This window comes from Acutalibacter muris, from assembly GCF_002201475.1.
Classification (GTDB): domain Bacteria; phylum Bacillota; class Clostridia; order Oscillospirales; family Acutalibacteraceae; genus Acutalibacter; species Acutalibacter muris.
The window spans coordinates 1-25,334 of sequence record NZ_CP021422.1 but is presented as its reverse complement, the minus strand read 5'-3'; the positions used below and the strand labels follow the sequence as shown (position 1 = coordinate 25,334).

Annotated in this window: 20 protein-coding genes; 3 read left to right on the top strand and 17 right to left on the bottom strand. The window is 53.4% G+C overall.

From position 1 onward, the window contains the following. Positions 1–114 precede the first annotated feature (114 nt). The 9 genes from ADH66_RS00100 to ADH66_RS00060 form a co-directional block, all read right to left on the bottom strand. Entirely contained in the window at positions 115–3,990 is a 3,876-nt protein-coding gene (locus ADH66_RS00100; RefSeq protein WP_084384342.1) for an S-layer homology domain-containing protein, read from the bottom strand. 224 nt (positions 3,991–4,214) lie between these two features. Next, positions 4,215–5,639, bottom strand: coding sequence for a site-specific integrase (locus tag ADH66_RS00095; protein ID WP_066537276.1), 1,425 nt, complete (start codon positions 5,637–5,639; stop codon positions 4,215–4,217). Positions 5,640–5,841: 202 nt separating this feature from the next. Further along, positions 5,842–6,888, bottom strand: a complete 1,047-nt coding sequence (locus tag ADH66_RS00090) for an ABC transporter substrate-binding protein (RefSeq protein WP_066537278.1) — start codon at positions 6,886–6,888, stop codon at positions 5,842–5,844. A 38-nt stretch (positions 6,889–6,926) separates the two neighbouring features. Further along, a complete protein-coding gene (locus tag ADH66_RS00085) occupies positions 6,927–8,372 on the bottom strand; it encodes a DUF4340 domain-containing protein (protein WP_066537280.1) in 1,446 nt (481 codons plus the stop codon). 4 nt (positions 8,373–8,376) lie between these two features. Then, complete coding sequence (locus tag ADH66_RS00080; protein WP_066537283.1) at positions 8,377–10,014, bottom strand: GldG family protein; 1,638 nt, start codon at positions 10,012–10,014, stop codon at positions 8,377–8,379. Between the two features lie 14 nt (positions 10,015–10,028). After that, positions 10,029–10,736, bottom strand: coding sequence for an ABC transporter permease (locus ADH66_RS00075; protein ID WP_066537284.1), 708 nt, complete (start codon positions 10,734–10,736; stop codon positions 10,029–10,031). Between the two features lie 2 nt (positions 10,737–10,738). Further along, on the bottom strand, positions 10,739–11,707 hold the full coding sequence (locus ADH66_RS00070; protein WP_066537289.1) for an ATP-binding cassette domain-containing protein: 969 nt from the start codon (positions 11,705–11,707) through the stop codon (positions 10,739–10,741). Positions 11,708–11,854: 147 nt separating this feature from the next. Beyond that, positions 11,855–12,151, bottom strand: coding sequence for a GNAT family N-acetyltransferase (locus tag ADH66_RS00065; RefSeq protein WP_066537292.1), 297 nt, complete (start codon positions 12,149–12,151; stop codon positions 11,855–11,857). 21 nt (positions 12,152–12,172) lie between these two features. Next, positions 12,173–12,805, bottom strand: a complete 633-nt coding sequence (locus ADH66_RS00060) for a GNAT family N-acetyltransferase (protein ID WP_066537295.1) — start codon at positions 12,803–12,805, stop codon at positions 12,173–12,175. 163 nt (positions 12,806–12,968) lie between these two features. Between ADH66_RS00060 and ADH66_RS00055 the strand changes: the two genes are divergently transcribed. The 3 genes from ADH66_RS00055 to ADH66_RS00045 are packed head-to-tail and all read left to right on the top strand — an operon-like array spanning position 12,969 to position 15,472. Continuing rightward, on the top strand, positions 12,969–14,255 hold the full coding sequence (locus ADH66_RS00055; RefSeq protein WP_066537298.1) for a DUF1015 domain-containing protein: 1,287 nt from the start codon (positions 12,969–12,971) through the stop codon (positions 14,253–14,255). 15 nt (positions 14,256–14,270) lie between these two features. Then, positions 14,271–14,819 (top strand): NUDIX hydrolase, encoded by a 549-nt coding sequence (locus ADH66_RS00050; RefSeq protein ID WP_066537300.1) that lies wholly within the window; start codon positions 14,271–14,273, stop codon positions 14,817–14,819. Positions 14,820–14,851: 32 nt separating this feature from the next. After that, complete coding sequence (locus tag ADH66_RS00045; RefSeq protein ID WP_066537302.1) at positions 14,852–15,472, top strand: hypothetical protein; 621 nt, start codon at positions 14,852–14,854, stop codon at positions 15,470–15,472. 56 nt (positions 15,473–15,528) lie between these two features. On the opposite strand, the gene gyrA is transcribed toward ADH66_RS00045, so the two are convergent. From gyrA to dnaA, 8 genes are all read right to left on the bottom strand, one after another. Beyond that, a complete protein-coding gene (gene gyrA, locus ADH66_RS00040) occupies positions 15,529–18,021 on the bottom strand; it encodes a DNA gyrase subunit A (protein ID WP_066537304.1) in 2,493 nt (830 codons plus the stop codon). Positions 18,022–18,043: 22 nt separating this feature from the next. Beyond that, positions 18,044–20,005, bottom strand: coding sequence for a DNA topoisomerase (ATP-hydrolyzing) subunit B (gene gyrB / locus ADH66_RS00035; protein WP_066541777.1), 1,962 nt, complete (start codon positions 20,003–20,005; stop codon positions 18,044–18,046). A 162-nt stretch (positions 20,006–20,167) separates the two neighbouring features. After that, a complete protein-coding gene (locus tag ADH66_RS00030) occupies positions 20,168–20,956 on the bottom strand; it encodes a hypothetical protein (protein WP_157130623.1) in 789 nt (262 codons plus the stop codon). 65 nt (positions 20,957–21,021) lie between these two features. Then, positions 21,022–21,285: an extracellular matrix regulator RemB gene (gene remB, locus ADH66_RS00025; protein WP_066537309.1), complete on the bottom strand. Its 264-nt coding sequence runs from the start codon at positions 21,283–21,285 to the stop codon at positions 21,022–21,024. A gap of 28 nt (positions 21,286–21,313) precedes the next feature. Next, the gene (gene recF, locus ADH66_RS00020; protein WP_066537310.1) at positions 21,314–22,435 is read right to left on the bottom strand and encodes a DNA replication/repair protein RecF; all 1,122 of its coding nucleotides are present in this window, start codon (positions 22,433–22,435) and stop codon (positions 21,314–21,316) included. Then, positions 22,426–22,641 carry an RNA-binding S4 domain-containing protein gene (locus ADH66_RS00015; RefSeq protein ID WP_066537317.1) on the bottom strand — a complete coding sequence of 72 codons (216 nt, stop codon included), beginning with the start codon at positions 22,639–22,641 and terminating at the stop codon, positions 22,426–22,428. Before ADH66_RS00015 ends, recF begins: the two co-directional genes overlap by 10 nt. A gap of 31 nt (positions 22,642–22,672) precedes the next feature. Next, complete coding sequence (gene dnaN, locus ADH66_RS00010; protein ID WP_066537321.1) at positions 22,673–23,776, bottom strand: DNA polymerase III subunit beta; 1,104 nt, start codon at positions 23,774–23,776, stop codon at positions 22,673–22,675. Between the two features lie 250 nt (positions 23,777–24,026). Next, positions 24,027–25,334 (bottom strand): chromosomal replication initiator protein DnaA, encoded by a 1,308-nt coding sequence (gene dnaA / locus ADH66_RS00005; RefSeq protein ID WP_084384344.1) that lies wholly within the window; start codon positions 25,332–25,334, stop codon positions 24,027–24,029.

Below are 25,334 nucleotides of genomic sequence, written 5' to 3'. Positions count from 1 at the left end.
GGCGGTGTCAATTCAAAAATCTCGGCTTTGTCCACAACCAACAGCAAAGAGGGCGGAAAACTCCGCCCCCTTCGCCTTTATGGGGTAATCATAAAATTTAGGTGAGTTGAAACCTTATTTATTGCTGAAATACTGCATCAGCATCTGAGCGGCTTCGGCCCTCTGAGCATTGCCCTTGGGGTCAAGTTCACCATTAGCTCTGCCGCTTATGATCTTGTTCTCAACGGCCCAGAGCAGGGCGTCCTTAGCATAGCTGCTGACCTTGCTCGCGTCGGAGAAGTCCAGAGTAGTGCCGGTGGGAGCGGGCTTGCCCGCGTAGCGCCACAGCAGGCTCACAAGATCCTCGCGTGTAACTATGCTGTTGGGACGGGCGGTGCCGTTGGCGTAACCGGCGAGGACGTTGTTCTCGGCGGCCCAGATAACCGCGTTGGCGTACCAAGCACCCTCCTTCACGTCGCTGAACTTATCGGTCCAGGTCACGTCGGGGTTGCCCTCTGCGTTATACAGAATCTGAGCAAACTGAGCACGGGTCAGGTTGACGCGGGGGCTGAACTTGGTGGCAGAAGTGCCATCCATCAGGCCGTTCTGGTTCACATACTTCACAGCGTCATAGTACCAGTCGCCCTCCTTCACGTCGGTGAAGGGGTTGGTCCAGGGATCAGGCGGGGTAACCGTACTGGAAGCCATGGACAGGGTGTAGTTGGCGGTAGTCTTACCGTCGGCAGCGGTTACGACCATAGGAACGGTCTTGCCCTCGCTCAGGTCAACGGTAATATTGGAGCCAACGCCCCACTCGAACCTGTACTCCTTCCCATCAACGGTCACAGTGGCGGCAGGGTCGGTGGTGTTGACAATAATGGGCAGCTTAGTCTCATCGTAATTCTCGTCGTCCTCCAGGTTCTTCACCACGAAGTTATTACCCTCCTGGGTGAAGATCAGGGTATCGTCTACCATAACGCTGCTGACTGTAGCATCGTTGTTGGGCTCGGTGGTACGGATCTCAAACTCATAAGCGCCAGTGCTGGTGCCATCCTCGGCCACGACGGTAAAGTGGATCACGCGGCCATCGGTCAGGTTGGCGGGCTGATTCTTAAAGTACAGCTTGCCGTTTACCACCTTGAACTTGGCGGTATTCTCGCCCCTGCCGACCCAAGTGGTCTGGCCGTTCTTAACGGTGGAATGCGCGCTGCGGTCAGCAAAGCTCAGCTCGAACTCGGAAGCGCTGTTGACGCCCTCAGCACTGTCGTAGTTCTCGGGAACAGTGATGATAAAGCGGTTCAGCTTCTCAACCTTGGTGTCCAGCGCCACGCTTACAGGAGCAGTCGCGCCAACACTATTCAGCTTGCTCTCATCGCTGGCGTTCGCACGCACGGCGTAAACGATGTAGTCCTGAGTTGCGGAACCGGCGGCATCCTCCTCGCTCCATACTGTGATAACGTTTCCAGTTCCACGCGCAGGTTTAAACTTTAACACATTTGCGAGAGAAGTAATCTCGCTCTCTTTCAGAGTCACGAGCTTTTCCAGGGTATGGGAAGCTGTAGTCTGGTTCTCCAAGCAAGCGAGGTCATAGACAAACTCGCCCTTAGCGGTAGCGGCCGTGCCATTCTCGCCATCCAGCTTCTCGCCATTAAACTCCCAATCATACAGATACAGAGAAGTACCAGTACCTATAGTATCGCCGTCCTTGTCCCTATTGAAGCTGTAGGGAACATTCAGCCTGATGGTGTTGTTGTTGTGGTTGATAACTCCAGTGATTTTCGCGCTGTCGTTGTTAGCAACCTTATACAGCTCTTCCTCTTCGGTCAGGGTAATCTCGGTAATGTTGGCAGTCTCGGAAGGTGGCAGCATATAGATACCCACTTTGGTCACGGACTCATCAGCAGGATGAGTTGCAGCACCAGCTGAATCTCCATGGCCTAATGTAAAGGAAGAATGCAGGACAAAGCCAAAACTTCCGTAATCAACACTAACTGTGCCATCAGATCCGCTCATGCCGGACGTCGGCAAAGCAGTCCCCTCACTTATTAATATGTGGTTAGCGCTATTAAATGTATCCATAATTGAAGTTGTTGCGCCCACACTGGCATCAACAGTCACTTTATCATAGAGGCCCACCAAGTCAGTCCAAGCATGTGTGTTCGCGGCTATTTTGTTCGCAACAGTTTTGTCGTACGGCACACGAAGGATTATATTTCCTTCCTTATCCTGCTCAGAGACAACGGTGGTCCCTGCAGCCGCAGTACCAGCCTTGCCGTGCAGTGTTACGGTCTTGATTTCCGCCTTGCCCTCGGGAGTACCATTGAAGTTGACACGGTACTCGGTGTTGGTGCTGCCGTCCTCAGAGGTTACGAGGATGCGCATGGGGGTGCTGTGGTATTTGCGGAGGTTAACATTGCTCAAAACCACAATGCCGTCATTGTCCGCAATGCCATCAGGATTTTTAATATCGCCACTTTTAATCATGGGTTCACTAGTGCCAGCATAGATTTCCGCAGCCTTGGTATCATCTTTGTAGTCACTAATCACATTGCTGTCGTCTTCATTAAGGCCGTCGGGATTGAGGATGGTGACAGTGGCGTTGGTGGAAACATGGAGCTCCACATCGCGGGTGGTGAGCTCGACAACACGAGGATTATCCTTGTTGTTATCAGTATCTTCGAGGTTCTTGTTGGGAATTTCGCCCACGATAACGCTGGCGTTGGTGCTGTCAATTTTAACAATGCCCTGGCTGTAAGTATCTGCGCCGTTTGCATTGCCAACATCCACGCCGGTCAGCTCAGCCTTGGTGTTTTTCACAGGTATGAACTTAACAGTTATTTCGCCTGTATTTGCGTCACTTGCATCGTTATCATACAGAGAAGAAACGTTTGTCTGAACGTCGAACTTGAAATTTTCGCCGTTTTTGTGTGTTACCTTCGGGGGCGTATTGGCTTCTGCGTTGTTGGCTCCATAGGCCCAGACAGCCACTCCGCTGGTTGTTCCAACATACTTGTCAAACAGCACGCCATCGCCATGGGTGAAGCTGTCGTTGCCGCCAGTGATAGCCTTGGATGTCACCTTGATAACCTGCTCGGAGGTGGTAAAGGAGGGGATAAGAAGATCGTCGAAAGCATTGAAGGGAACCTTAACAGTGACAATTTTTTTGCCTGTGCCCTCGTACTCGTTGCCGGTTATGCCATCCTCAACTTCGCTGTAATCAACCACCTCGATGTCCTTCAGAGTAAAGGTATTAAAGATGGGCTCAATCTCGTAATGGACATCGTAAGTCTTTGTGGACTTATCTTCGGCAGTGACGGTCACCTTTTCGATAACGTTCTGAGTGGCGCCGCTCACAGTATGGGCTTTCACAGTGAAGTCAACCGTTGCACCAGCGCCTGCCAGCTTGAAATTCTCCGCCTTCAGGCCAAGAACGTCCTTGTCGCTGGTCGTGCCCACAGGCTTCACGATGGTGATATCGCGGCCCTCGATGCGGGCGTCGACTATACGGGTGGACTCGATCTTGTCGATGCCGGTGTTGCTGCTGGCGCTGCGCTCGCTGACGTTGACGGTCAGCGGGTAGTCAACGGGGTCGCCGGTCTTGGGGATTATGCGCAGCTTAATGCCGGTGTAATCGCCCCAATAGGTGCCCTCGGGCTTCACGGCGTAGGAAAGCAGGTTTATGGTCTGCTTCGCGTCGGGCGCGTCGGGCCAGCCGGTCAGGTCAACGGTCTTCTGCTTCCCGTCCTTGTCCAGGATGCCTACAGAAGTGCCGTTTTTGCTGCGCAGCTCGAACGTGACGTTCTTCAGCGCATTTTCGATCACGCTCGCTGTGCCGTTGGGGGCGGTGATGCTTACAGTGGCGCTGTCGCCGCTGAATTCCACCGCCACATTCTGAACCTTGATAACATCAGGCTCAGTTGTCGCAGCAAAAGCGCTCGGGATCATCGTGGCGACCATCAGTATGGCCAACAGCGCCGCGAGTGATCTCTTCAGGAACTTGCTTTTGTTCATGATTTCAACCCTCTTAATTTTAGATTCTCGTCCGGCTCTTTTTTTGCCGGCGAGTGGAAGTTATTTATATTCTACTACTATTGTGGGCAAAGCCTTGAAAAGCCCTGGGGTATTTGGGCTCTAATTCAACTTTTGTTCAACTAGTTCGCCTTGATTCGCCAAAATTCAACATTTTTGCACATCTCTGTGCAAATTCAAATCTCAGCCGGAAATTCAACATTTTTTCAACTCTCCTCCCTTTTCTCCGCAGAGGCGTTTTTGGCCCGGTTGATGATTTCCTCCATCCTGCCGCTTATCTGCTCCTCGGCCTGCTTCATAAGGTGGCCGTAGATGTTTGTGGTGGTGGCCACGCTGGAATGCCCCAGGCGGTGGCTGACGCTGATGCTGTCCACACCGCTGAAAAGCAGCAAACTTGTCATAGTATGACGAAAGGCGTGAGGATTTAGATGGGGGAGCCCATGCCGCTTTTCAAACCTTGTCAGCCAGTTGCCCAGCTGTGAGGGGTTCATGGGCCCTCCGTGCTCGCCGGTAAAGATATAGGGCGACTCCTTCCACCTGGACCCCTGGCTTAGGCTCTCCTCCTGCTGTAAAAGCTTATGTTCCCGAAGAAGCTCCAGGGTCTCCTCGGGTATCACCAGTGTGCGTATGGAATCCCGCGTCTTTGGCGGCCCCTCGAACAGCCCCCTGTCTGCGGCATAGTGCATGGCGCAGTCTATCCTGATGGTCTTTCTGGCCCAATCCACCTTGTCCCATTTAAGCCCCAGCAGTTCTCCCCTCCGGCAGCCTGAGGCTAAAAGCAGATTAACCGCCGCCCGCCACTTCACCGGCTCCTTCTCTAAAGCGTTCAGTATATCCCCCACCTGGTCCTCCTGAAAATAGTTCGGGTCCGCCCCCGATTCCCGTCTTGGCAGTACGGCCCGCCTGGCGGGGTTATAGGGTATCAACATTTCCTTCTCCGCCTGTCCCAGTACCGCCGACACCAGCATATGGCAGTTCATAACCGTCCGGGAGCTCAGCGTGCGCTGGCTGTACACTGTGGTGAACAGCTCGCCCATAGGTATGTCCAGCGCCTCGGCTATCCGTTTTGCCGTACCGGGCTTCACCGTCTTGCCCTCCCTCAGCCTTGCAAGGCTCACAAGCCCCCCGCCCTTGGCCGGCAGGTCGCCCATCACGCCACGCTCCTCCAAAGCCTTCCATAGGGCAGGCTTCACCTCCTCCCTCCTGTTATCATTTCTGGCCTCCGGCGAGGAAAGCGCCTGATACAGCAGGTTTAAATGCTGGGGCTTGATATCGCACAGCTTCATGGGCCCCAGCACTGGCAGCACCCTTTTCAGGCTCTGCCGGTAGTGTATCTCCGTCAGATGCTTCATGCCCATGGTGGTCTTGCAGATCAGCACATACTCCGCGTACTCCGCAAAGGTCTGCCTGCCGCCTGAGACCAGGTCCTGCCTGCACTGCCGCTCAAAGAGCACCGCCTGCTTCTCCGCCTCTCTCCTGGCCCGCTTTTCACCCCAGCCCTCCGGCACCCGCCAGGTGTGTGAAAACGGGGTCAGCTGTTTCCCTGACTGAGGGTCACGCCCTCTATAAACCCGGATGCTGTAGGATATTACCTGGCCCTCCTTGTTTCTTCTTGCCTGTATATTCGCCATGCTCAAAACTCCTTCCCGCAGAAGGCTTACTATAAAGCCGCCCGCGATTTATTTTCTCTCCATCATACCAATCTTTTGTAGCAGGTGTCTACAGGCCACGCCAGATAGTGTATTTTTTAAATTGAGACTTCTTTTGAGACATAGGAAAAGCCGCAGGCAAAATGCCTGCGGCCTATATACTTCATTAGGGACAACTTTTTGTTTAGGTCTCCTCCGATTTTTGTGCTTTGATATAGTTAGCCTTCTCCAGCACCTCCTCCGGGAAATGCAGCGCCAGCGCGTCCATGGTCTCTTGGTTCACACTTACACGGCCGTTTAGATAGGCGTATACCGCCAGTTCCTCCACGGTTTTCCCGGACACCAGCTGTACGGCCATATCCGCCGCCTTATTGCCGGCATCGGTATAGTCGATATTTATGCTGGCCAAAGCCCCGGCGGCAACTGCGTCCTCGCTGGCAGCGTACCACGGCTTTCCCGCTTCCCGGGCAGCCTTAGCGGCCTCCTGCGCGGCGGCCGACACCGTGCTGTCCATGGGGGAGAACACCGCGTCCACTTGGCCGCAGAGTTCCTTCATGGCCTCCGCCACCTGATCCTTACCGGCGGGATTGCCCTCTACTACGGCTATCTCAAGTTCTGCACATACCGCTTTAAGAGCGTCAACATAGCCTGTGCCGAACGGACAGTTAGAGTCGTATAAGATTCCTACTGTCTTTATAGAACTGTCCACCTGCACCGCCAGATCAAGAGCCTGCCGGGCCGTGATCAGGTCGGCCACGCCTGTAATATTTCCCTCCGGGTTCACGTCGTCCTCTATCCCCAGACTCTCCTTGGGGTCTGACACTCCCAGGAACACCACCTTTGTCTCTGTCCCCTCGCAGGCCTTTTTAGCTGCCTCCGCCGCCGGAGCGGATATGGCGACCACAACCTCCTTTTCCTCGTCAACAAAGCTTTTACATATTTCCTCCAGCTTCGCGGAATCGCCGTCCGCCTTCTGGTAATCCACCTGCATTCGGCTGTCCCCATAACCCCACTCCTCAAGACGGCTCAAAAAGGCCGTCCGAGCCTCGTCATAGGGGGCATAGTCCGTATACTGCACAAGCCCTACCTGATAGGGCCCGCTGGCCTCCGGCTCCGGCGCGGGGGAGAGGGAGGAGGGGGACGAGGATTCATTCTCCTCCTTCTTCGAGCATCCCGCCAAAGCGGCAACCGCCAACAGTATAGCCAGCATTATGCATAATAACCTTTTCATAATCACACTCCCTTTCAAAGCCTGCCTATCATAGGCGTTCATGGCAGCAGGTCAACCACAGAATCGAAATCCGTGCCGCGTACCTGGCCGTTAAAGCTGCCGTTCAACAGGGCCGCGTAACGGTTGCCGGATACCTCATAGTATTCTACAGTATCGCTACCGCCGTTAAAATACTCATACTTTATTTCCATAGCCGGGGTGCCGCCGTATGATACTTTATCCAGCGTAAACACGGCCATACCAATCAACTTCTGGTAGAAGGGCTGGTATACCTCATAGTCGATGGTATTTCCACCGGCGTCGGTTATCTTGGTGATATCATATTCCGTTGAGGTATCTGTGGACTTCTCCTCGTTCTTCTCCCGAGTGATGTCAAAGCTGTGCACCTCACTGCCGTTTAAGGTGACTGTCAGCTTTTTCACCTCCTTAATATTGGCAATCCACACATAGCTCATACGCAAGTCCATCAGGCTGATATCGGCCCAATTTGCCACAGTGCCATTGGCCACCTTATACACCAGGTTGTTTTCGTCCGCAATCATATACCGCATACCGCTGCTGTCCTTGGCGCTGACAGCCACCTCATGCTCTGAGCCGTTAAGGGAGAAGCTCAGCTTCGCGTCCGGCTCTGAAAGTCCGTACTGCTCAAGCTTTTCCTCAGTTATGCCCGCGTCCACCACCGAGGAGGCCGTAAGGGTCTTCAGCGATGTGAGAAGGTCTGTAAACTTTGTGTTCCCTGACTCTGCCGTTATGGGCTCGGCAATTCCATAGCCGCTAAGATACTTTGAACTGGGTTTTATGCTGATAGTCTCGGGGAAATGCGCTCCGCTGAGGGTCAAGCTCTCAAGCTTGTCCTCGGCCTCGGTCTCGCTGGTCTCGCCCTCATCGTCAACGGTCACGTCCACCAAGCTCGGTATCACATATACAGAGGTCTCGAAATAGCTGAACTTATTTGAATAGAAAGCGTCCGGCACACCCAGGACGATATAAACCTCGCCGTCCTTTAGTACATATTTTCCCGTGGTCTCCGGAGCGGCGTCGCCCAGCACCAGCTGGTCGCTTCCGCCATCCTTATAGTTCACCGTCACCTTGGCCCCGGCGCTGCCAAGGCCGAAAGCGTCCAGGCTCTCCTGGCTGCCCAGCTCCTTGGACGGCGACAGGCCAAGCATGGTGCGCACGTTGGCGGACACCTGGCTTGTATTAAAGTCGTAGTCCTCATAGCCCCGCAGTGTAAAGCCCAGCTGAGAATCCTTCTGGGTAGGGATAATGGTATATTCATCCTCGCCGTTCTTTACCTCCACGGACTCTATATCCGCGTCCTCCCTGTCAAACAGGGCCGTGCGCTCCGCAGAATCGGAGCTACTGGACTGAGAGCTCTCCTCCCCGCCCTCGTCCGTCGGCAGGTTCATAAGAAAGAATACAGCTCCGCCAAGAACGAGCAGCACTATAAGGAGGACGACAATATTCCGTACTGTCTTTTTCATTAGCTTACAGATGCCTCCTCTTCAGGAAGATAACGAGCCCCGCCACCAGCAGCAGCACAGGCAGCGCTATAGTAAACATGCCCAGACCCAGCACCATAATGGTGTTCTGAGAGGCTGTCACATCCATGGTGTTTGTCTGCACCCTTTCGGTCAGCACAGAGACAGCGCTGCCGTCCGTATCCGTAGACAGCTTCAAAAGGTCAGAGAGGTAATCCGCGTTATCAAAGGCTGTGGCCATAAAGCCGTCGGAGAAAATGTTGGAGGAGCCAAAGACTATCACGCTGCGGAAATAAAATTCGTTGCCGAACTGGGCGATGGTAGAGGAAAGTGTTGCCACATTCTGCTGGGCGGTATCCGGGTCCTCTATCTCCTCCTGAGAGGTGCTCTCCGTCACCACATAGGCTCCTTCAGAGGTAGTCCACAGCGCCTCTACCCCCACGTCGCCATTGCCGGTAAACAGGATATTGATGGGCACACTGAGAGGGGAGACCAGACGGCTGTAGGTGTTCTTTTCCAGAGCGGTGCCCACAGAGTCTACTATAACGCAGCGGGGGTCGGAAAGGGCGTAGCGGTTGGCGTCGCTCTCCATCACCACAGAGCCCGAGCCCACCGAAACGCCCCACTCCTCAAGGAAAGCGGTCAGGTTGGGCAGCTTACCCTGGCCCGGGTAGAAGCTCAAAAGTATAGCTATAGATTCCTCCCTTTCCTCGTCGGACAGCAGATCTCTGAGCTTCTGTATCTCCTCTTCGGTATAGTCTGTAGAGGGCGTGGCTATCATCAATATCTGCGTGTCCTCCGGGATATCCTCGGTCAGTATATCTATCTGCTGTACGTCAAAGTTCTGCTTTTCCATCATATCCAGGAACGAGCCCATGCTCTCTTCTCCCAGCATCTCCTCATGACCTGTGGCTATGGTGAGCACAGGCACCTTGTCCAGATTCACCATCTCAATGGCGCCGGCAAGGGCGCTGTCTACATTTGAGAATATTTCAGTGGCCCCTGTGGTGGAATTCTGGGACATTGAGAACATATCGTCAACGCTCAGCACCTTGTGCCGCTTCTCGGTGCTTACAAGCACCCGGCCGGTCGTAAGGCTATCGCTGGCGTAGCGGCTGATAAAGTCCGGGTTGGTGTCAGGGTCGATAAACTGTACATGTATCTTCTGGTTCACCTCCTCCAGCCGCTTGGAAAGATTCATAACCTGGCTGTACTTCAAGCCGTAGCTTGAATAGATAGCGTCGTTTTTATAGGCGTCCTCCGTGCCTATCAGATAAATATCGGTATCCTGCTGAACGCCCTTCGCGATATCCACCGCCTGGTCGGACAGGGTATTCATCTTTTGTGCCGTCAGGTCGATGTTCATCGAGGGGAAACGCTCGGAAAGCACCGATACCAGCAGGTTCAGCACCACCACTACGGCTATGAACACCACGGTGAGCACCGTGGCCATGCCGCCGCGCTTGAATTTATTTCCCCGGAAAACCGAGGGCTTCTTTCCTTTTGGGGCGTCCTGCTCCGCCTTCTTACCTTGGGCGGCCCCGCCATCCGATTCGGCGTCCTTCTGGGGCCCGGCAGCTTCTTCGCTGGCGGCCGCCCCTTCTATTTTCTCCTGGTTCTCCAGGTTCTGCTTGTTCTCATCCATTCTTTTCTACCTCCTTAGCTCCACCTGCGGCTCTCCAGCCGGCGGGCGGTGAGAAAGACAAATATCGCCATAACGCTCAGGAAAAACATGGTGCTGGCTACGCTGAAAAGTCCCTGGGTAAAGGTCTGATAGCGGTTGCTAAAGGATATCCAGCTGACAAGGGTGGCTACCGCAGCGTTGTTTACAGACGCCGCCAGGGAATCTACATACATCAGGAAGACTGACACGGCGAAGGTGCCGATGGCGGCGATTATCTGGCTTATGGTAAGGCTTGATATAAATACGCCGACGGATATCATCGCCCCGCCGTAGAGCAGGGTGCCAAGATAGTTGCCGATTATCTCGCCCCAGCTGGGTTCGGCGAAGAAATTCATTGCTACTGCGGGCAGCAGTCCAAGAGTAGAGGCCACGAAAAATACGAAGAAGCACGCCAGGAACTTTCCAAGCACAATGGACGTTACCCCTACCGGGGCCGTCAGCAGTATCTGGTCAGTCTTATTCTTCTGGTCGTCGGTCATGCTCTTCATGGTTATCACCGGTATCACCAGCATTGAGAAGTTGAACATGGAGCCGTACACATAGTTTGGGATATAGGCCGAGGAACCCCTGGCCATCACCATAAAGTAGAACAGGCCGTACAGTGCCATCAGTATGGCCACGCACACATAGCCTATGGGTGAATTGAAATAGGAGCGTATCTCCCTTTTGAATATTGCGGTCATTGTCAGTCCTCTCCTTTCCCGTCGCCCGCCTTTGAGGGCGCATCCGTGCTGGTAAGCTGTAGGAACAGGTCCTCAAGGGTCAGGTCGGTGTTCTTCAGCGCCAAAATGGGCCAGCCGTTCCTGGCCATCAGGGCAAACAGGTCCCTGCGAATATCCACGTCCGGCGCGGATTCCACGCTGAAGTCATAAGCGCCCTCCTCCTTCTCACCAAGGGAGTACACGTCCACAACACGCTCCATTGCCTCAAGAGCGTGCAGTATCTCCCGTTCCGGCCCCTCGGCGCGCATAATGAGCCTGTGGTCCTGGGAAAGGTCATGGGCCAGGGTATCGGTGGCCCCGTCAGCCACCAGCCTGCCGTTGTTTATAACTATGATGCGCTCACAGACCGCCTGCACCTCCGGCAGAATATGGGAGCTGAGTATAACTGTGTGGTTTCTCCCCAGGTTCTTTATAAGCGTGCGTATCTCGATTATCTGCTTCGGGTCCAGGCCCACCGTGGGCTCGTCCAGTATCAGCACCGGCGGGTTTCCGATAAGTGCCTGGGCAATGCCCACGCGCTGCTTATAGCCCTTTGAAAGGTTCCCCACCAGCCTGTTATACACGTTGTCAATCTTCACCAGCTCACATATCTCCTTGATATGCTGCTCCTTGGGCTGCGTGGCCTTCTTCAGCTCGTAGACGAAGTTTAAATACTCCTTCACCGTCATGTCCAGATACAGCGGGGGCTGCTCCGGCAGATAACCTATCATCCGCTTGACCTCGTTGGGGTCCTCCAGAGTGTTTTTCCCGGACACCGTCACGCTGCCCTCCGTGGCGGAGAGATAGCCGGTGATAATGTTCATAGTGGTGGATTTCCCTGCGCCGTTGGGGCCGAGGAAACCCACGATGGAGCCCTCCTCGATTTCAAAGCTCACGTGGTCCACCGCCAGGTTCGCGCCATAGCGCTTTGTCAGGTTCCTGACCTCTACCATTTCCGTGATTCCTCCTGTTTATATGTCTTTCTGTCATAAAATATTAAAATACAGCAGCTTCCTGCCAATTTAGAGCCGGTCTTTATAGTATGGCAAAATATTGCCCGTTTGTCAAGTGCATGGGAGCTTTTCATCAAACTGTAACACTTATGAAATATCTATCCATATCCCGGTATCTCTCATTATCGAGTTTGGGACGCTCTTATAGAAGCTCTGGGCCTCCCCGTTGGACGCCGTAAGCCCGACAAGCGTATCAATACCCTCCTCCTTCAGCGCCCTTCTCAGCGCGCCCATCAGCTTCTGTGCCACTCCCTTATGCCTATAGCTTTTCAGCACGCATATCCAGTCAAGATAAGCTTTCTTAGAGCCGTCAAAACGGCTGGCAATGACCGCCGAATCAATCCTTCCCACCACCCTGCCATCGGAATAAGCCAGGAGCGACACAGAGCCGTCAAAGGCACGGTCCTAAAAGCTGTCCTCAACCTGACGTATATAGGCGTCGTCTATCTCCCACCCCCAATCGCTCTCCTCCTCTCTAAGCCTTCGCTCAAAATCTAAAACCTCCCGTATTTTATCCTTCGTATACTTCTCGATCGTAAGCTCCGTTTTCTCCAAATAGTCCCAAAGCCCCCGGCATTTACCCATATAGTGATAGCTGTTCCCGCTCTTGCTTTCACCTATGCGACGAAGACCCAGACGCTCTAGTATCCCCTGCGACTTCAAATTTTCCTTATTGGAATAAGCCTGCACATAAGTTACGTCCCCCGGTATCTTATCCCCAAGCCAGCGGTACAGCTCTCTGAAAAGCCCGGTTCCCTGGTACTCCGGCCTTATTTGTATCTCCTCCATCATGAACACGTCGTTGCATATATCATACTGGAAATACCCGGCAAGCTCATCGCCACAAAGCATCAGCACCATCTGCCGCCGTTCCTCCTGCAGGGCTGGGACAATATATTCCCGCCAAACCGCGAAATCCTCCTCAAAGGTCCCGCCTGTGGGAGCTATCAGGCTCATATTTCCGTGTAAAATTTTAAACAGCTGCAAAAGAATATCCTCGAGGGCAGCCTTCTCCAATAACTGAAAATTAAACCTCACATCATAACCCTCCCCATGCCATTTCCGGGACAGTATATCACATAATTGTGAAAATTACGTGAAGACCTGGTGATTCTTGTTGACGTGGAGCCAACTTGAGTTTACAATATACTTTAACGGCATGAAATAAATAAAGCTGGAATTTGTAAAGGAGGAGACAGTTATGGCTGACGTCAAGGCCTTCCGCGCCCTGCGTTATGACTTATCAAAAGCCGGTGATATTGGCGAGCTTACCTGTGCGCCCTATGACATCATCAGCGAAGAACAGCGTCTGGAATATCTTAGACAAAATCCATATAATATTGTCCGGCTGGAGCTCCCAAAGGGGGAGGACCCCTATGCCCAGGCCGGAGAAACCCTGCGCAGTTGGAGGGAAAACGGCATATTAAAGCTGGATATGGACCCGGGCCTATATATCTACGAGATGGAATTCCTTGCAAATGTAGATAGGGGAGAGCCCAAAAAGCTCCGCAGTCTTATCTGCCGGGTGCGCCTGGAGGAATTTTCTGCCGGGATAGTCCTGCCCCACGAGGAGACCCTCAGCAAGGCTAAGCAGGACCGTTTCGACCTCATGTGCGCCGCGAACTGCAATTTCAGCAGCATCTACTCCCTGTACCAGGACCCAGAGCACGTCACCCGCAGGCGGTTGGACAATCTCGCGTCAGACTCCGCGCCGCGCTACGAGTTTTCAGACGGTCTTGTGACCCACCGACTCTGGGTTGTAAACGACCCCGCCGCCCTTGAAGCTATACAGGAGGATTTTGCCGGGCGCAAGCTTTATATTGCGGACGGCCACCACCGCTATGAGACCGCCCTTAACTACCGCCGCCACCTTAAAGAGCAGGGCACAGACTGCCCGGGCTCCGATTTCGTACTGATGACTCTGGCGGATATGTCAGATGATGGGCTCGTAGTGTTCCCGACCCACAGGCTGGTGCGCGGCCTTGAGAAATTTGACAGCCAGCAATTACTGAAAGCCTGCGAGGAATATTTTGATATATCTCCTGTTGAAGACAGCGTCAAAGCGCAGTCTGCCCTTGATTATGGATATATCAACGGCAAGCACTGTTTTGCTTTTTACGATAAAGAAAAATGGCATATTTTAACGTTAAAAGACGCTGGCGTTATGGAAAGCCTCCTCCCGGACAAGAGCTCTGCCTACCGCGAGTTGGATGTGACCCTCCTTCACACGCTGGTTTTAGAGCGCTTAATGGGTATAGACAGGGAAAATATGGCAAACCAGACAAACCTGACCTATACCCGCTCGGCGGAGGAAGCGGCGCGATCCGTTGCAAGCGGCGAAAGCAACTGCTGTTTTCTGTTGAATCCCACAAGGGTAGAGGAGATATGCTCCGTGGCCTCCTGCGGGGAGAAGATGCCCCAAAAGTCCACATACTTTTATCCCAAGCTTATTACCGGTTTTGTAATAAACGACCTGTCACAAAATTGAAAAGGAGGGCTTATTATGGAGCTTTATGAGAAAACTTTAAGTGTGCAGCCTATTTATGATGGACGTATCATACACGCGCATGTGGACGACGTAGAGCTGGGAAACGGCGCCGTAACAAAGCGCGAGGTGGTGGACCATCCCGGCGGCGTTAGCGTAGCGGTGCTCACTGAGAAAAACGAGCTGATATTCGTGCGCCAATTCCGATATCCGTACAAGAAGGTGCTTCTGGAGCTGCCCGCTGGCAAGCTGGAGACCGGCGAGGACCCCTTTGAGGCCATGAAACGCGAACAACTGGAGGAGACCGGCACCAAGGGCGAGAGCTACGTATCCCTTGGCGAGGTTTATCCTACCCCCGGATATTGCGGCGAGATAATCCGGCTCTGGGCCTGTCGGAGGACAGAACGGCAGCAGGAGCTCCATCTGGACGAGGACGAGTTTTTGGACATTGAGTTAATACCTCTGGATAAGGCCGTTGAGATGGTCTTGAGCAACGAGATACCTGATGCAAAGACCCAAATTGGTGTGCTGAAGACCGCTTTTTTAGTAAAAAACCGGTTGATTTAGAAATAGAAAAGCTTTGAAAGGAAAAAACACCCATGAAAAATAAAGAAGTTACCGCTCTCATAATCATCATGGTTCTCCTGCTGTTTCCCATGGTACTCTCCGACTGCGAAAGACAGCAGGACCCGTCTCAGCTGGTATCCTCCACAGACGGGCCCACTGAAGCCCCTAATGATGAACCCTCCTCCCAACCTGAAAGCGAAACTAAAGCAACTCAGGAGCCTGAGCCAACCGAAGCTCCCGACAGCATGGTTAACTTTGAGGAAGTCTTTGCAGAGAATCCCATTGATTCCCAACTGTCGGATGCTCTCGACACGGCATCATCAAGCAGCGCCATATTAAAAGCTTATGAGACTGCGGGTAAATACTGGAGGGCCCTGGTGCCCATTGCCTACAATGCGGCAAAATCAGCCGCAGCCGAAGAGGATCAGGCTCAGCTTGAACAGGACCATAAGGCCTGGGAGGACACTATTGACGATGTTATCACCGCCATACAGGAGGAAAACAGCGAGGGTGCTGACGGAAAGATAACCGCGGCGCGGCTGATTGAAGAGAAATACCGTGAGACCGCAAAAGAATTATGCAAAATAGTTTATGCCGGGACTGGCGAACTCCCGGACTTTGCGCCCGCTATGTCCGATGAGCCTAAAGGATGATTTTTAGCATAAATACGGTCCTCTGCGTTAATGGTTAACGCAGAGGACCGTTGCTTTTACTGTTCAGTTTCCAACTCAGTATCGGTTTCCTCGGTCTCCTCCTTCGGCGCGCTGGCAAGTGTAACTATTTTCTCGCCCTCCTGCACACGCATAACACGAACGCCCTTGCTGGGCCTTGCACACTGGCGTACCTCACCGGCGGAGATGCGTATGATGATCCCATCGCTGGATATCATGATAATATCCTCCTCCGGGAATACCACCTTGACCCCGGCCACATCGCCAAACTTGTCCACGTGATAATTTTTGAGACCCTTACCTCCGCGCTTCTGCACCCTATAATCCTCAATAGGGGAGAGCCGCCCGAAGCCGGTCTCTGTTACCGTCAGCACCCTTCCGCCGTCCCGCAGCTGGTCCATGCCAACAATGGCGTCGCCCTCTCCCAGGCGCATCACCTTAACGCCCCGGGCGGCGCGGCCCATGGCCCTTATATCCTCCTCTCTCATGCACAGGGTCATGCCCTTCCTTGTGGAGAAGATAAGCTCGTCGCTGCCGCCGGTCACCAGAACATGGGCAAGGTAATCCCCCTCGTCCAGGTCCACGGCAATGAGCCCGGCCTTGCGCACATTGTTAAAGGCCGAGAGCTTCGTGCGCTTCACAACACCCCGGCGGGTCACCATGACCAGGAACTTATCGTCGTCCAAATCAGAAAGGTGTACAACAGAAGTGATATTCTCGTCCCCCTGCAAGGGCAAAAGGTTGCGTATATGCATACCCTTGCTGGTGCGGGAACCCTCCGGCACCTCATAGCATTTCACTCGGTACATCCGGCCCATATCCGAGAAGAACAGCACATAGTCATGGCTGCCGGTGACAAAGATATGGCTGGCGGCGTCCTCCTCCCGGCGGCTCATGGCGGATACGCCCCTGCCTCCGCGTTTCTGGGTGCGGTAATTCTCCATCTTCTGGCGCTTTACATAGCCGTATCGGGTGAGGGTCAGCACACACTCCTCAACGGGTATCAGGTCCTCTATGTCCACCTCTCCGCTGATAGCCGCTATCTCCGTGCGCCGCTCGTCGCCGAAGCGCTTCTTCATGTCTATGGCTTCGTCCTTTATGATGCCAAGCCTCCTGGCTTCACTCCCGAGGATATCCAAAAGGTCCGCTATTTTTGCCCTGAGCCCCTCCAGCTCCTCCTCCACCTTGGACCTCTCCAGCCCGGTCAGCTGGCCAAGCCGCATCTGCACAATGGCCTGTGCCTGGGGGTCGTCCAGGTCAAAGCGCTCCATAAGCGCGGCCTTGCCCTCGGGAATAGACTTGGCGGCGCGCAGCATGGCAACCACCTCGTCGATAAAGTCCAGGGCTATCATCAGCCCCTCGAGTATATGGGCACGGTCCTGGGCCTTCTTTAGGTCGAACTGGGTGCGCCGGGTTATTACCTCCATCTGGAACTCAATGTACTTTTTCAGTATCTTCTCAAGGTTCAGTATCTCCGGCCTGCCGTCCACCAAGGCAAGCATTATAACGCCGAAGGATATCTGCATCTGAGTCAGGGAGAACAGGTGATTCAGCACTATCTGGGGCGACGCGTCACGTCGCACATCTATAACTATTCTCATGCCCTCGCGGTCAGAGTGGTCGTCGATATTTGTAATGCCGTCTATACGCTTATCCTTTACAAGGTCCGCTATGCTCTTGATAAGCTCGGCCTTATTAACCTTATAGGGTATCTCCGTCACGATTATCTTGGAGCGCCCGGACTTTTCCTCCTCCTCTATCTCCGTCCTGGAGCGCACCACTACCTTGCCGCGCCCAGTGGCGTAGGCCGCCCGGATGCCGCTGCGGCCCATGATTATACCGCCGGTGGGGAAGTCCGGGCCTTTGATATGCTCCATCAGATCATCGAGGGTGGCATTAGGGTTGTCTATCATGCAGCAGACCCCGTCCAGCACCTCGTTTATGTTGTGGGGAGGCACATTTGTTGCCATACCCACGGCTATGCCCATGGAGCCGTTTACCAAAAGGTTTGGAAAATGGCTGGGCAGTACGGTGGGCTCCTTTAAGCGGTCGTCATAGTTGGGCTGGAAATCTACGGTGTCCTTATTTATATCGTCCAGCATCGCGACAGAGAGCTTGGTCATCCTGGCTTCGGTGTATCTTGGCGCCGCCGGCGGGTCTCCGTCCACGGAACCGAAATTACCGTGGCCGTCCACAAGCATATATCTGAGTGAAAAATCCTGTGCAAGGCGCACGAGAGCATCATACACCGAGGCATCGCCGTGGGGATGCCAGGAGGCCAGGGTTTTGCCCACAGTATCCATACACTTGCGGTAGGCGCTGTCCGGCCAGAGTGAGTCCTGGTACATCTGGTAAAGTATCCGCCTGTGAACAGGCTTCAGGCCGTCCCGTACGTCCGGCAGGGCCCTCTGCACTATAACCGACATGGAGTAGTCCAGGAAGGACTGCTCCATCTCCTCTGACAGCGCTACATCTATAATACGTCCTTCCTGCTCCTCCGGCGGCACATTCTTATTGTCAAAATCAGACATTCATTTTTCCTCGCTTCCCCGTTTAAACGTCCCAGTTTGCCTTCTGCGCGTTCTCTACGATAAATTCCCTGCGGGGCTCCACCTTATCACCCATCAGCACGGTAAACACCTGGTCGGCCTTAGCGGCGTCGTCCACCTCTACCCGCCGCATGATACGCACGGCCGGGTCCATAGTGGTCTCCCAGAGCTGTATGGGGTCCATCTCACCCAGGCCCTTATAGCGCTGTATTGGGCAGTTGCCGCCCAACTCGGCCAATATCCTGTCCCGCTCCGGGTCGGAGTAGGCATAGTAATGCTTTTTGTTTTTGGTAATACGGTACAGCGGCGGCTGTGCCAGATACACATGTCCCTGCTCCACCAGCGGGCGCATAAAGCGGAAGAAGAAGGTCAGAAGCAGCGTGCGTATATGGCTGCCGTCCACATCGGCGTCGGCCATAACTATAACCTTGCCGTACCTCAGCTTGCTTATGTCAAAATCCTCGCCGATACCAGTGCCCAATGCCGTCACTACGGGCATCAGCTTCTCGTTTGTATACACCTTATCAAGGCGCGCCTTCTCAACATTTAACATCTTGCCCCATAGCGGTAAGATCGCCTGGAATTTCCTGTCGCGCCCGCCCTTTGCGGAGCCGCCTGCGGAGTCGCCCTCCACAATGTATATTTCAGTTTCCTCCGGGTCACGAGATTGGCAGTCTGCCAGCTTTCCGGGCAGTGAGTTGCTCTCAAGGGCTGTCTTGCGCCTGGCCAGCTCCCTAGCCTTCCTGGCTGCCTCCCTGGCCCGGGAGGCGGTCAGGGCCTTGTCAAAAATAGCCCTGGCAGTAGCAGGGTTCTCCTCCATATACTCCATCATGTTCTTATACACCATGGAGCTTACAAGCCCGTTTATTTCAGTATTTCCCAGCTTTGCCTTGGTCTGTCCCTCAAACTGGGCCTCCTTTAGCTTCACGCTGATAACGCAGGTCAGGCCCTCGCGCACGTCGTCGCCGGTCAGATTTTTGTCGCCGTCTTTTAAAATATTGTATTTTCTGGCGTAGTCGTTCATGACCCTGGTCATAGCCCGCCGGAAACCCTCCTCGTGGGTGCCGCCGTCCACCGTGCGGATGTCGTTGGCAAAGGACAGCATCAGCTCGTTATAGCTGTCCGTATACTGCATTGCGACCTCAGCCGTGGCGTTATCCTCCTCCGCCACGGAGGAAAAATGTATTATATCGTTGTGGACAACCTCCACCGCTTTATTCTTATTCAGATAATCCACAAACTCCCGGATTCCGCCCTCATAGCAGTAGTTGTTCACAATTGGCCGCTCAAACCCCTGCTCCTCTGGAATCCGTTCCTCCGGGTTGCGCTCGTCCCTCAGCTCAATATTTATCCCCGCGTTCAAAAACGCCTGTTCACGCAGACGGTCCTGTAATGTCTTATAGCTGTATACAGTAGTCTCCTTGAAGATTTCCGGGTCGGCCTGGAAACATATCACAGAGCCGTTGCTGCTCCCCTCCGGGGCCGGGCCCTTCTCTATGAGCTCCGTCACGGCATGTCCGCGCTCAAATCGCTGATAGTACCGAACACCGTCGCTGATAATCTCTACCTCCAGCCAGGTGGACAGGGCATTGACCACAGACGCGCCGACGCCGTGCAGGCCGCCGGACACCTTATACCCGCCGCCGCCGAATTTGCCGCCCGCGTGGAGGATAGTAAACACCACAGTGACCGCCGGCAGGCCGGTCTGGTGCTGGATGCCTACAGGTATGCCGCGGCCGTTATCCGAAACATACACCACGTTGCCGGGCAGAAGCCTGACTACTATCTTATCACAGTAGCCTGCCAAAGCCTCGTCTATGGCGTTGTCCACTATCTCGTACACCAGGTGGTGCAGGCCCCTGGGGCCGGTGGAGCCGATGTACATACCAGGCCGCTTGCGCACAGCCTCTAAGCCCTCCAGAACCTGTATCTGGTCACTGTCATAGACCTGGTCAGTTTTTGTCATATCTGTTATCTCATTGATATCCAAAAGCAATAGCCCTCCAACCCAATTATGCTGTGATCCTCATCACATTTTTACGTACCCGATATTCTTTTATTATAGCACATTTTTAGCTGTTTGTAAAGTCCGGCAAGGTACCCCGAGGGGCCCTGAACCTTGTAAAAACTATTTAATATCCCTGCGCGGTGCAGCGGCCTGTCCCTGTGGCCGGCGTGGGGGATACCCGTTCTTTGAAGGCTCAACTCCTTGCCCGGCGGCTGGTCTCGCCATGGTCTGGTGCGGAGCCGGCGTGCGGTTTGCGGCAGGCCTGGACTGCGTTGGCTGCTGCTGTGCTCTGGGCTGTGGCTGCCGCGGGCGGTACGCCCCACCGTCTGCCGGAGTCCGGCTGACCGGCCTCTGTCGCTGCGGCTGGGAGGACTGCCTCGGATAAGCCGCCAGCCGTTCGCTGTGCTGTGTGTTCTCTGCAGCGGCCTGAATTTTTGCCCTGCTAAAGGCCGCCTGGTTTACAACTCCCTGACGCGGCGCGTCAGATATGGCGCCTTCAGGACCCGGACGGTAGCTTCCGCGGGGAACATAATCGTCCTCCTCATAGTGCCCATGTTTTTCCTCCTGACGTGATACCGCTCCCGCGCTGCCCTCCACAGCTGAACGGATACGGCGCTTTTTCTGGTATTCCTCCTTTGAAACCTTCTTTATCACAGGCTTTTCAAGATAAACCATAAAAAGGCTGAAAAGGAAAAATACCGCGAAAGGTATAAAAACGTATATGGCGGTCTCAAGGGCTATATCATCCAGCACAAACTTGTGGAAAAAGTACATGGCGCCCCCCGAAAACAATGCCAATAAGGCCAGCACATATACAAGGGGCGACAGAAAAATATTTGAGATGCCGCCGCATCTTGGACACTGGTATTCACCCTGCCGCTTTAACGACCAGGTCCTTATGATGTTCACTCTCTTTTTACAGTATGGGCAGGTTGGTATCCCTAAATAATGCATATGCTCTGTCACCCTTTCTCTTAAATTTGACTCGTAGTTTCCCTGGCCCTGCGAAGCAGGGTGGCCGGAGACATCTGAGACAGATACACCGTCTCTACTCCATTCTTTTCACACAGGAGGAATGATTTTGGAAGCTCATTGGTCACATTCACAACCCTGCCCTCCTTTTGGGCTTTTCCGAGAAAGTCCCTGGTATGCTTTGACACAGTGGTATTGTCCAGGTCAAAAACACCCGTTATCTTATCTGTCATCACAATGGTATCTTGCCCCAAATGCAGGTACATTAGTAAAAATCCTCCTTTTATCGACACCCTAAAATTCCTCCGGGTACACCGCTCCACACTCCACCCTAAAACGCATACCGTTTTCCATAAGCTCGACGGTATCAGGGCTGCAGCAGGTTATAAATACCTGCTGCCCCTTGAGATGGTTAAGAAGATAATCCTGGCGCCCCCTGTCAAGTTCGCTCATGACATCGTCCAAAAGCACGATAGGCGGCTCTCCTGAAAGCTCTGTAAGTATCTGCGCCTCAGCCAGCTTCATAGCCAATACGGAGCTGCGCTGCTGCCCCTGGGACCCATAGGACCTGGCTGATATGCCGTCTATCTCTATCTCAAGATCGTCCCTGTGGGGTCCTACTGAGGTAAAGCCCGTGCGGGCGTCTGAGGACACGGTTCGGGAGAGCTCCCGTAAAAACAACTCCTCTATTCCGTCCAGGGTGTCGCCGCCCTTGAGGGAGGGGGAATAGCGCACAGACAACTTCTCCCGCCCCCGGGAAATGCCCTCATATATCCCGGCTATCTTCGGCGCAACTCTATCTGTAAAGCTTATACGCTCTTTAATCACCTGGGCTCCAAGTCTCGCTATCCTGGCGTCCCACACGGCCAGGGTATCCGATAGCTGCGCGGATTTTGAAATGTCCTTCAGCAGAGCGTTCCTCTGCATAAGCGCACGGCGGTACGCGGTCAGTACCGGGGCATAGGAGGGCTTCAGCTGGCAGAGCGCCGTATCGAGGTAATTTCTCCGCCGGGCAGGCCCCTCTTTTACCAGCAGAAGGTGCTCGGGGGAGAATATTACGGCCCGGACCTTTCCTACAAGCGGCGTACCCGCGTCCTTCTTTACGCCGTTTATATCCGTTGAACGCCGCCCGTTTTCTATCTGTAGCACAGCGCTCTGCTCACGTTCTTCACTAAAAAAATCCATAGCCAGCGCGGTGCCGGACATATTCTTTCCCGTGTCCGGGTCTATCCTCGGCAGTTCGGCGTCCTTCGCCCCCCGGAACGAGTGGCCGCCGGTAAACAGCCACATACCCTCAAGCAGGTTCGTTTTCCCCTGGGCGTTGTTTCCGTATATTACGTTAACCTCCTCACAGGGGAAAATTTCCTCCTCCTCAAGGTTTCGGAAATTCCTGGCTGCAAAACGGATCACAAACATTTTTCTACCTTAAACCCCCGCCCGGCAACCTGAACGCTGTCTCCGGCACGTATTTTTCTGCCCCGCATAGTGCAAAGCTCACCGTTTACCTGCACGTGTCCGTCCTGTATGGCGGCCTTTGCCTGTCCGCCGGTGATTACCACGCCGCAAAGCTTTAAAAGAGCGTCCAGTTTTATATATTCAGTCGTTATCCTGATCTCTTCCATTTTTATCTCCCAGCTGCTTTGTAAGCGGTAATCAGTCGTTCTTCAGCCTGACAGGCAGCACAAGGAACAGGAAACTTTCCCCCTCCTTTGGGCTGATAGTCATGGGGCTGAGCGGCCCGCTGAGACCCACCTTTATCTCATCGCACTCTGTATTGCGCAGCGCGTCCAAAAGATAACGGTTATTAAACCCTATCTCCAACTCCTCACCCTCCATACTGGCGGATATCTGGTCGCTTGCCCGACCCATAGAGGTGGTGCATAAAAGCTTTATCTCGCTATTTGAAAAAACACAGCGTATGGGGCTTTTGATACGGTCGTTTATAAGAAGCGAGACCCGCTCCACGCTTTCAATGGCTTCCCTTGAACGCATGACTACAGTGGTCTTGCTGCCAGAGGGTATTGTGGCTTTGTAGTTTAAAAATTCCCCCTCCAGCAAGCTGGATATCACGGTATAATTGTCTATCTTGAAGATAATATGCCGCTTGCCGGCATAAAGTCCGATAAGCTCCTCGGAATCTTTTAATAAACGCAAAACCTCGCTTAATGTTTTTCCGGGGACTACAAAGGATAATTTTTCTTTAAAGTCTATGGACTCTGTCCGCTTTGCAAGACGGTAGCCGTCCACGGCAACCACATCCAACAGCCCATCGTCCATGCTGAACAGGCTTCCCTGGTGTATAGGCTTCGCGTCGCTCTCCGCCACGGCGAAAACAGTCTGGCGGATCATACTCTTGAGTACGCTGCCCGCAAGGCTTATATTTTTTCCGTCGTCCACCTTCGGAAGCTCAGGGAATTCCTCTGCTGGGATTCCTATGATAGAGAAACGGCTCACTCCGCTCTCGATGGTAGCCATGTTTTTTTCATCAACATCTATAGAGATAGTGTCGGCCGGGGTTTTTCTGACTATGTCGGAAAACAGCTTAGCGCTCAGCACGGCTTTGCCGGGTTCCTTTACCTTTGCCGGTATAACTGTAGTCATGCCTAGCTCCAGGTCATACGCGCAAAGCTCTAGGTTTTCCTCCTGTGCCGTCAGCAGGATTCCCTCCAAGGCGGGGACTGAGGTCTTTGAGGAGACGGCCCGCTGTATATTTGAGACTGCTTCTGTCATATCGCTTCTGTTTACGGTTATTTGCATGGTATGAATTCCTTTCCATAAAAAGTTCTTGTTTTCATTTTTTGATTTAGAAGTAGTAATAGGGGCTGTTAAAACTGTGAATAAGTTTGGGAACCCTTGAAAAATATGGATTTATAGAAAATTTTTATTTCACTTGAGGCGGTGGACAATCTTATCAAAAAGTTGAAAGTGGGTGGGTGTTTTAACATACGGTTGAGGAGTTGTTGGTGGAATGTTGAGTAAAAGTTGAAATACCGAAGTATGTCTACCATCAGCGGTCCCGTATGTTTTTGATAATATCGTTCACGGTATCTTTGGTATGGGATTCCCTTTCAAGCCTGTCCTCCATCTGGCGCAGGGCATATACCACCGTAGAATGGTCCCTTCCGCCGAAGGTCTGTCCTATCTCCACCATGGGCATCTGGGTTATCTCCCTGACCACATACATGGCCACCTGTCTGGATTTTGAAACAGCCGCGTTGCGCTTCTGGGAACAGATGTCCTCGGGGGTGACCTGGTATGTCCTTGCCACCTCCTCAATTATCTTCTCAACGGTGACAGGCGTGGGCTGCGAATTGTTGATGATATCGCTTATGGCTGTCTGGGCCGTTGCGATATTTATCGGACGGTTCTCAAGCAGATGGAAGGCCCGAAGTTTTTTGACCGCGCCCTCCAGCTGGCGAATATTATTTTTGAGCTTGTTTGCCATGTATTCGCATACGTTCTCCGGAATATCAAAGTCAAAGCTCTCCGCCTTCCTGCGAATTATCGCCACCCGGGTCTCAAATTCGGGAGCCTGCACATCGGCGGTCAGGCCCCATTCAAAGCGCGTTTTCAGCCTGTCCTCAAGGGTGGCTATGTCTTTCGGGGGCCGGTCGGAGGTTAAGACAATCTGCTTCTTCGCCTCATAGAGGGTGTTGAAGGTATGGAAGAACTCCTCCTGTGTGGAGGTTTTTCCACCTATGAACTGGACGTCGTCCATTAGTAAAAGGTCAGCGTTGCGGTATTTTGCTCGAAGGGCCGAGGTGGTGCCCCGTGCAATGGCGTCTATGACCTCGTTGGTAAAATCCTCGCTTTTTACGTATACCACTGTTCGATCGGGAAAGTTAGCCTTGAACTCATTTGACACGGCCGAGAGCAGATGGGTCTTGCCCAGCCCGGAGTTGCCGTAAATGAAAAGGGGGTTATACAGTAAGGCCGGCTTGCTGGCCACAGCCTGACAGGCAGCGTGGGCGAAGCGGTTGGACGGTCCTACCACAAAGGTCCTAAAGGTTAGCTCATAGCCCTCGTCCTGACTTGCTTCTTTTTCAGAGCCGCGGTCTGTTTCCTCGGTTACGCAGAGCTCAAAACCAATACTGTCGCCAAAAACGTTTTTAAGCGCCTGGCTCAAGAGGTCGCTGTAGCAGCGCAGAAGCGTCTGCTTATGGAAATCGTTTGGGGCCTCTATTATAGCCACCCCTTTTTCAAAGTCCATAGATACAGGGCGGAGCCTGCTAAACCATGTCTTATATGCAACGTCTGTTATCCGCGACTTGCAGAATTCGCAGATGATATCCCATGCCTGATCGAAAGAATCCAA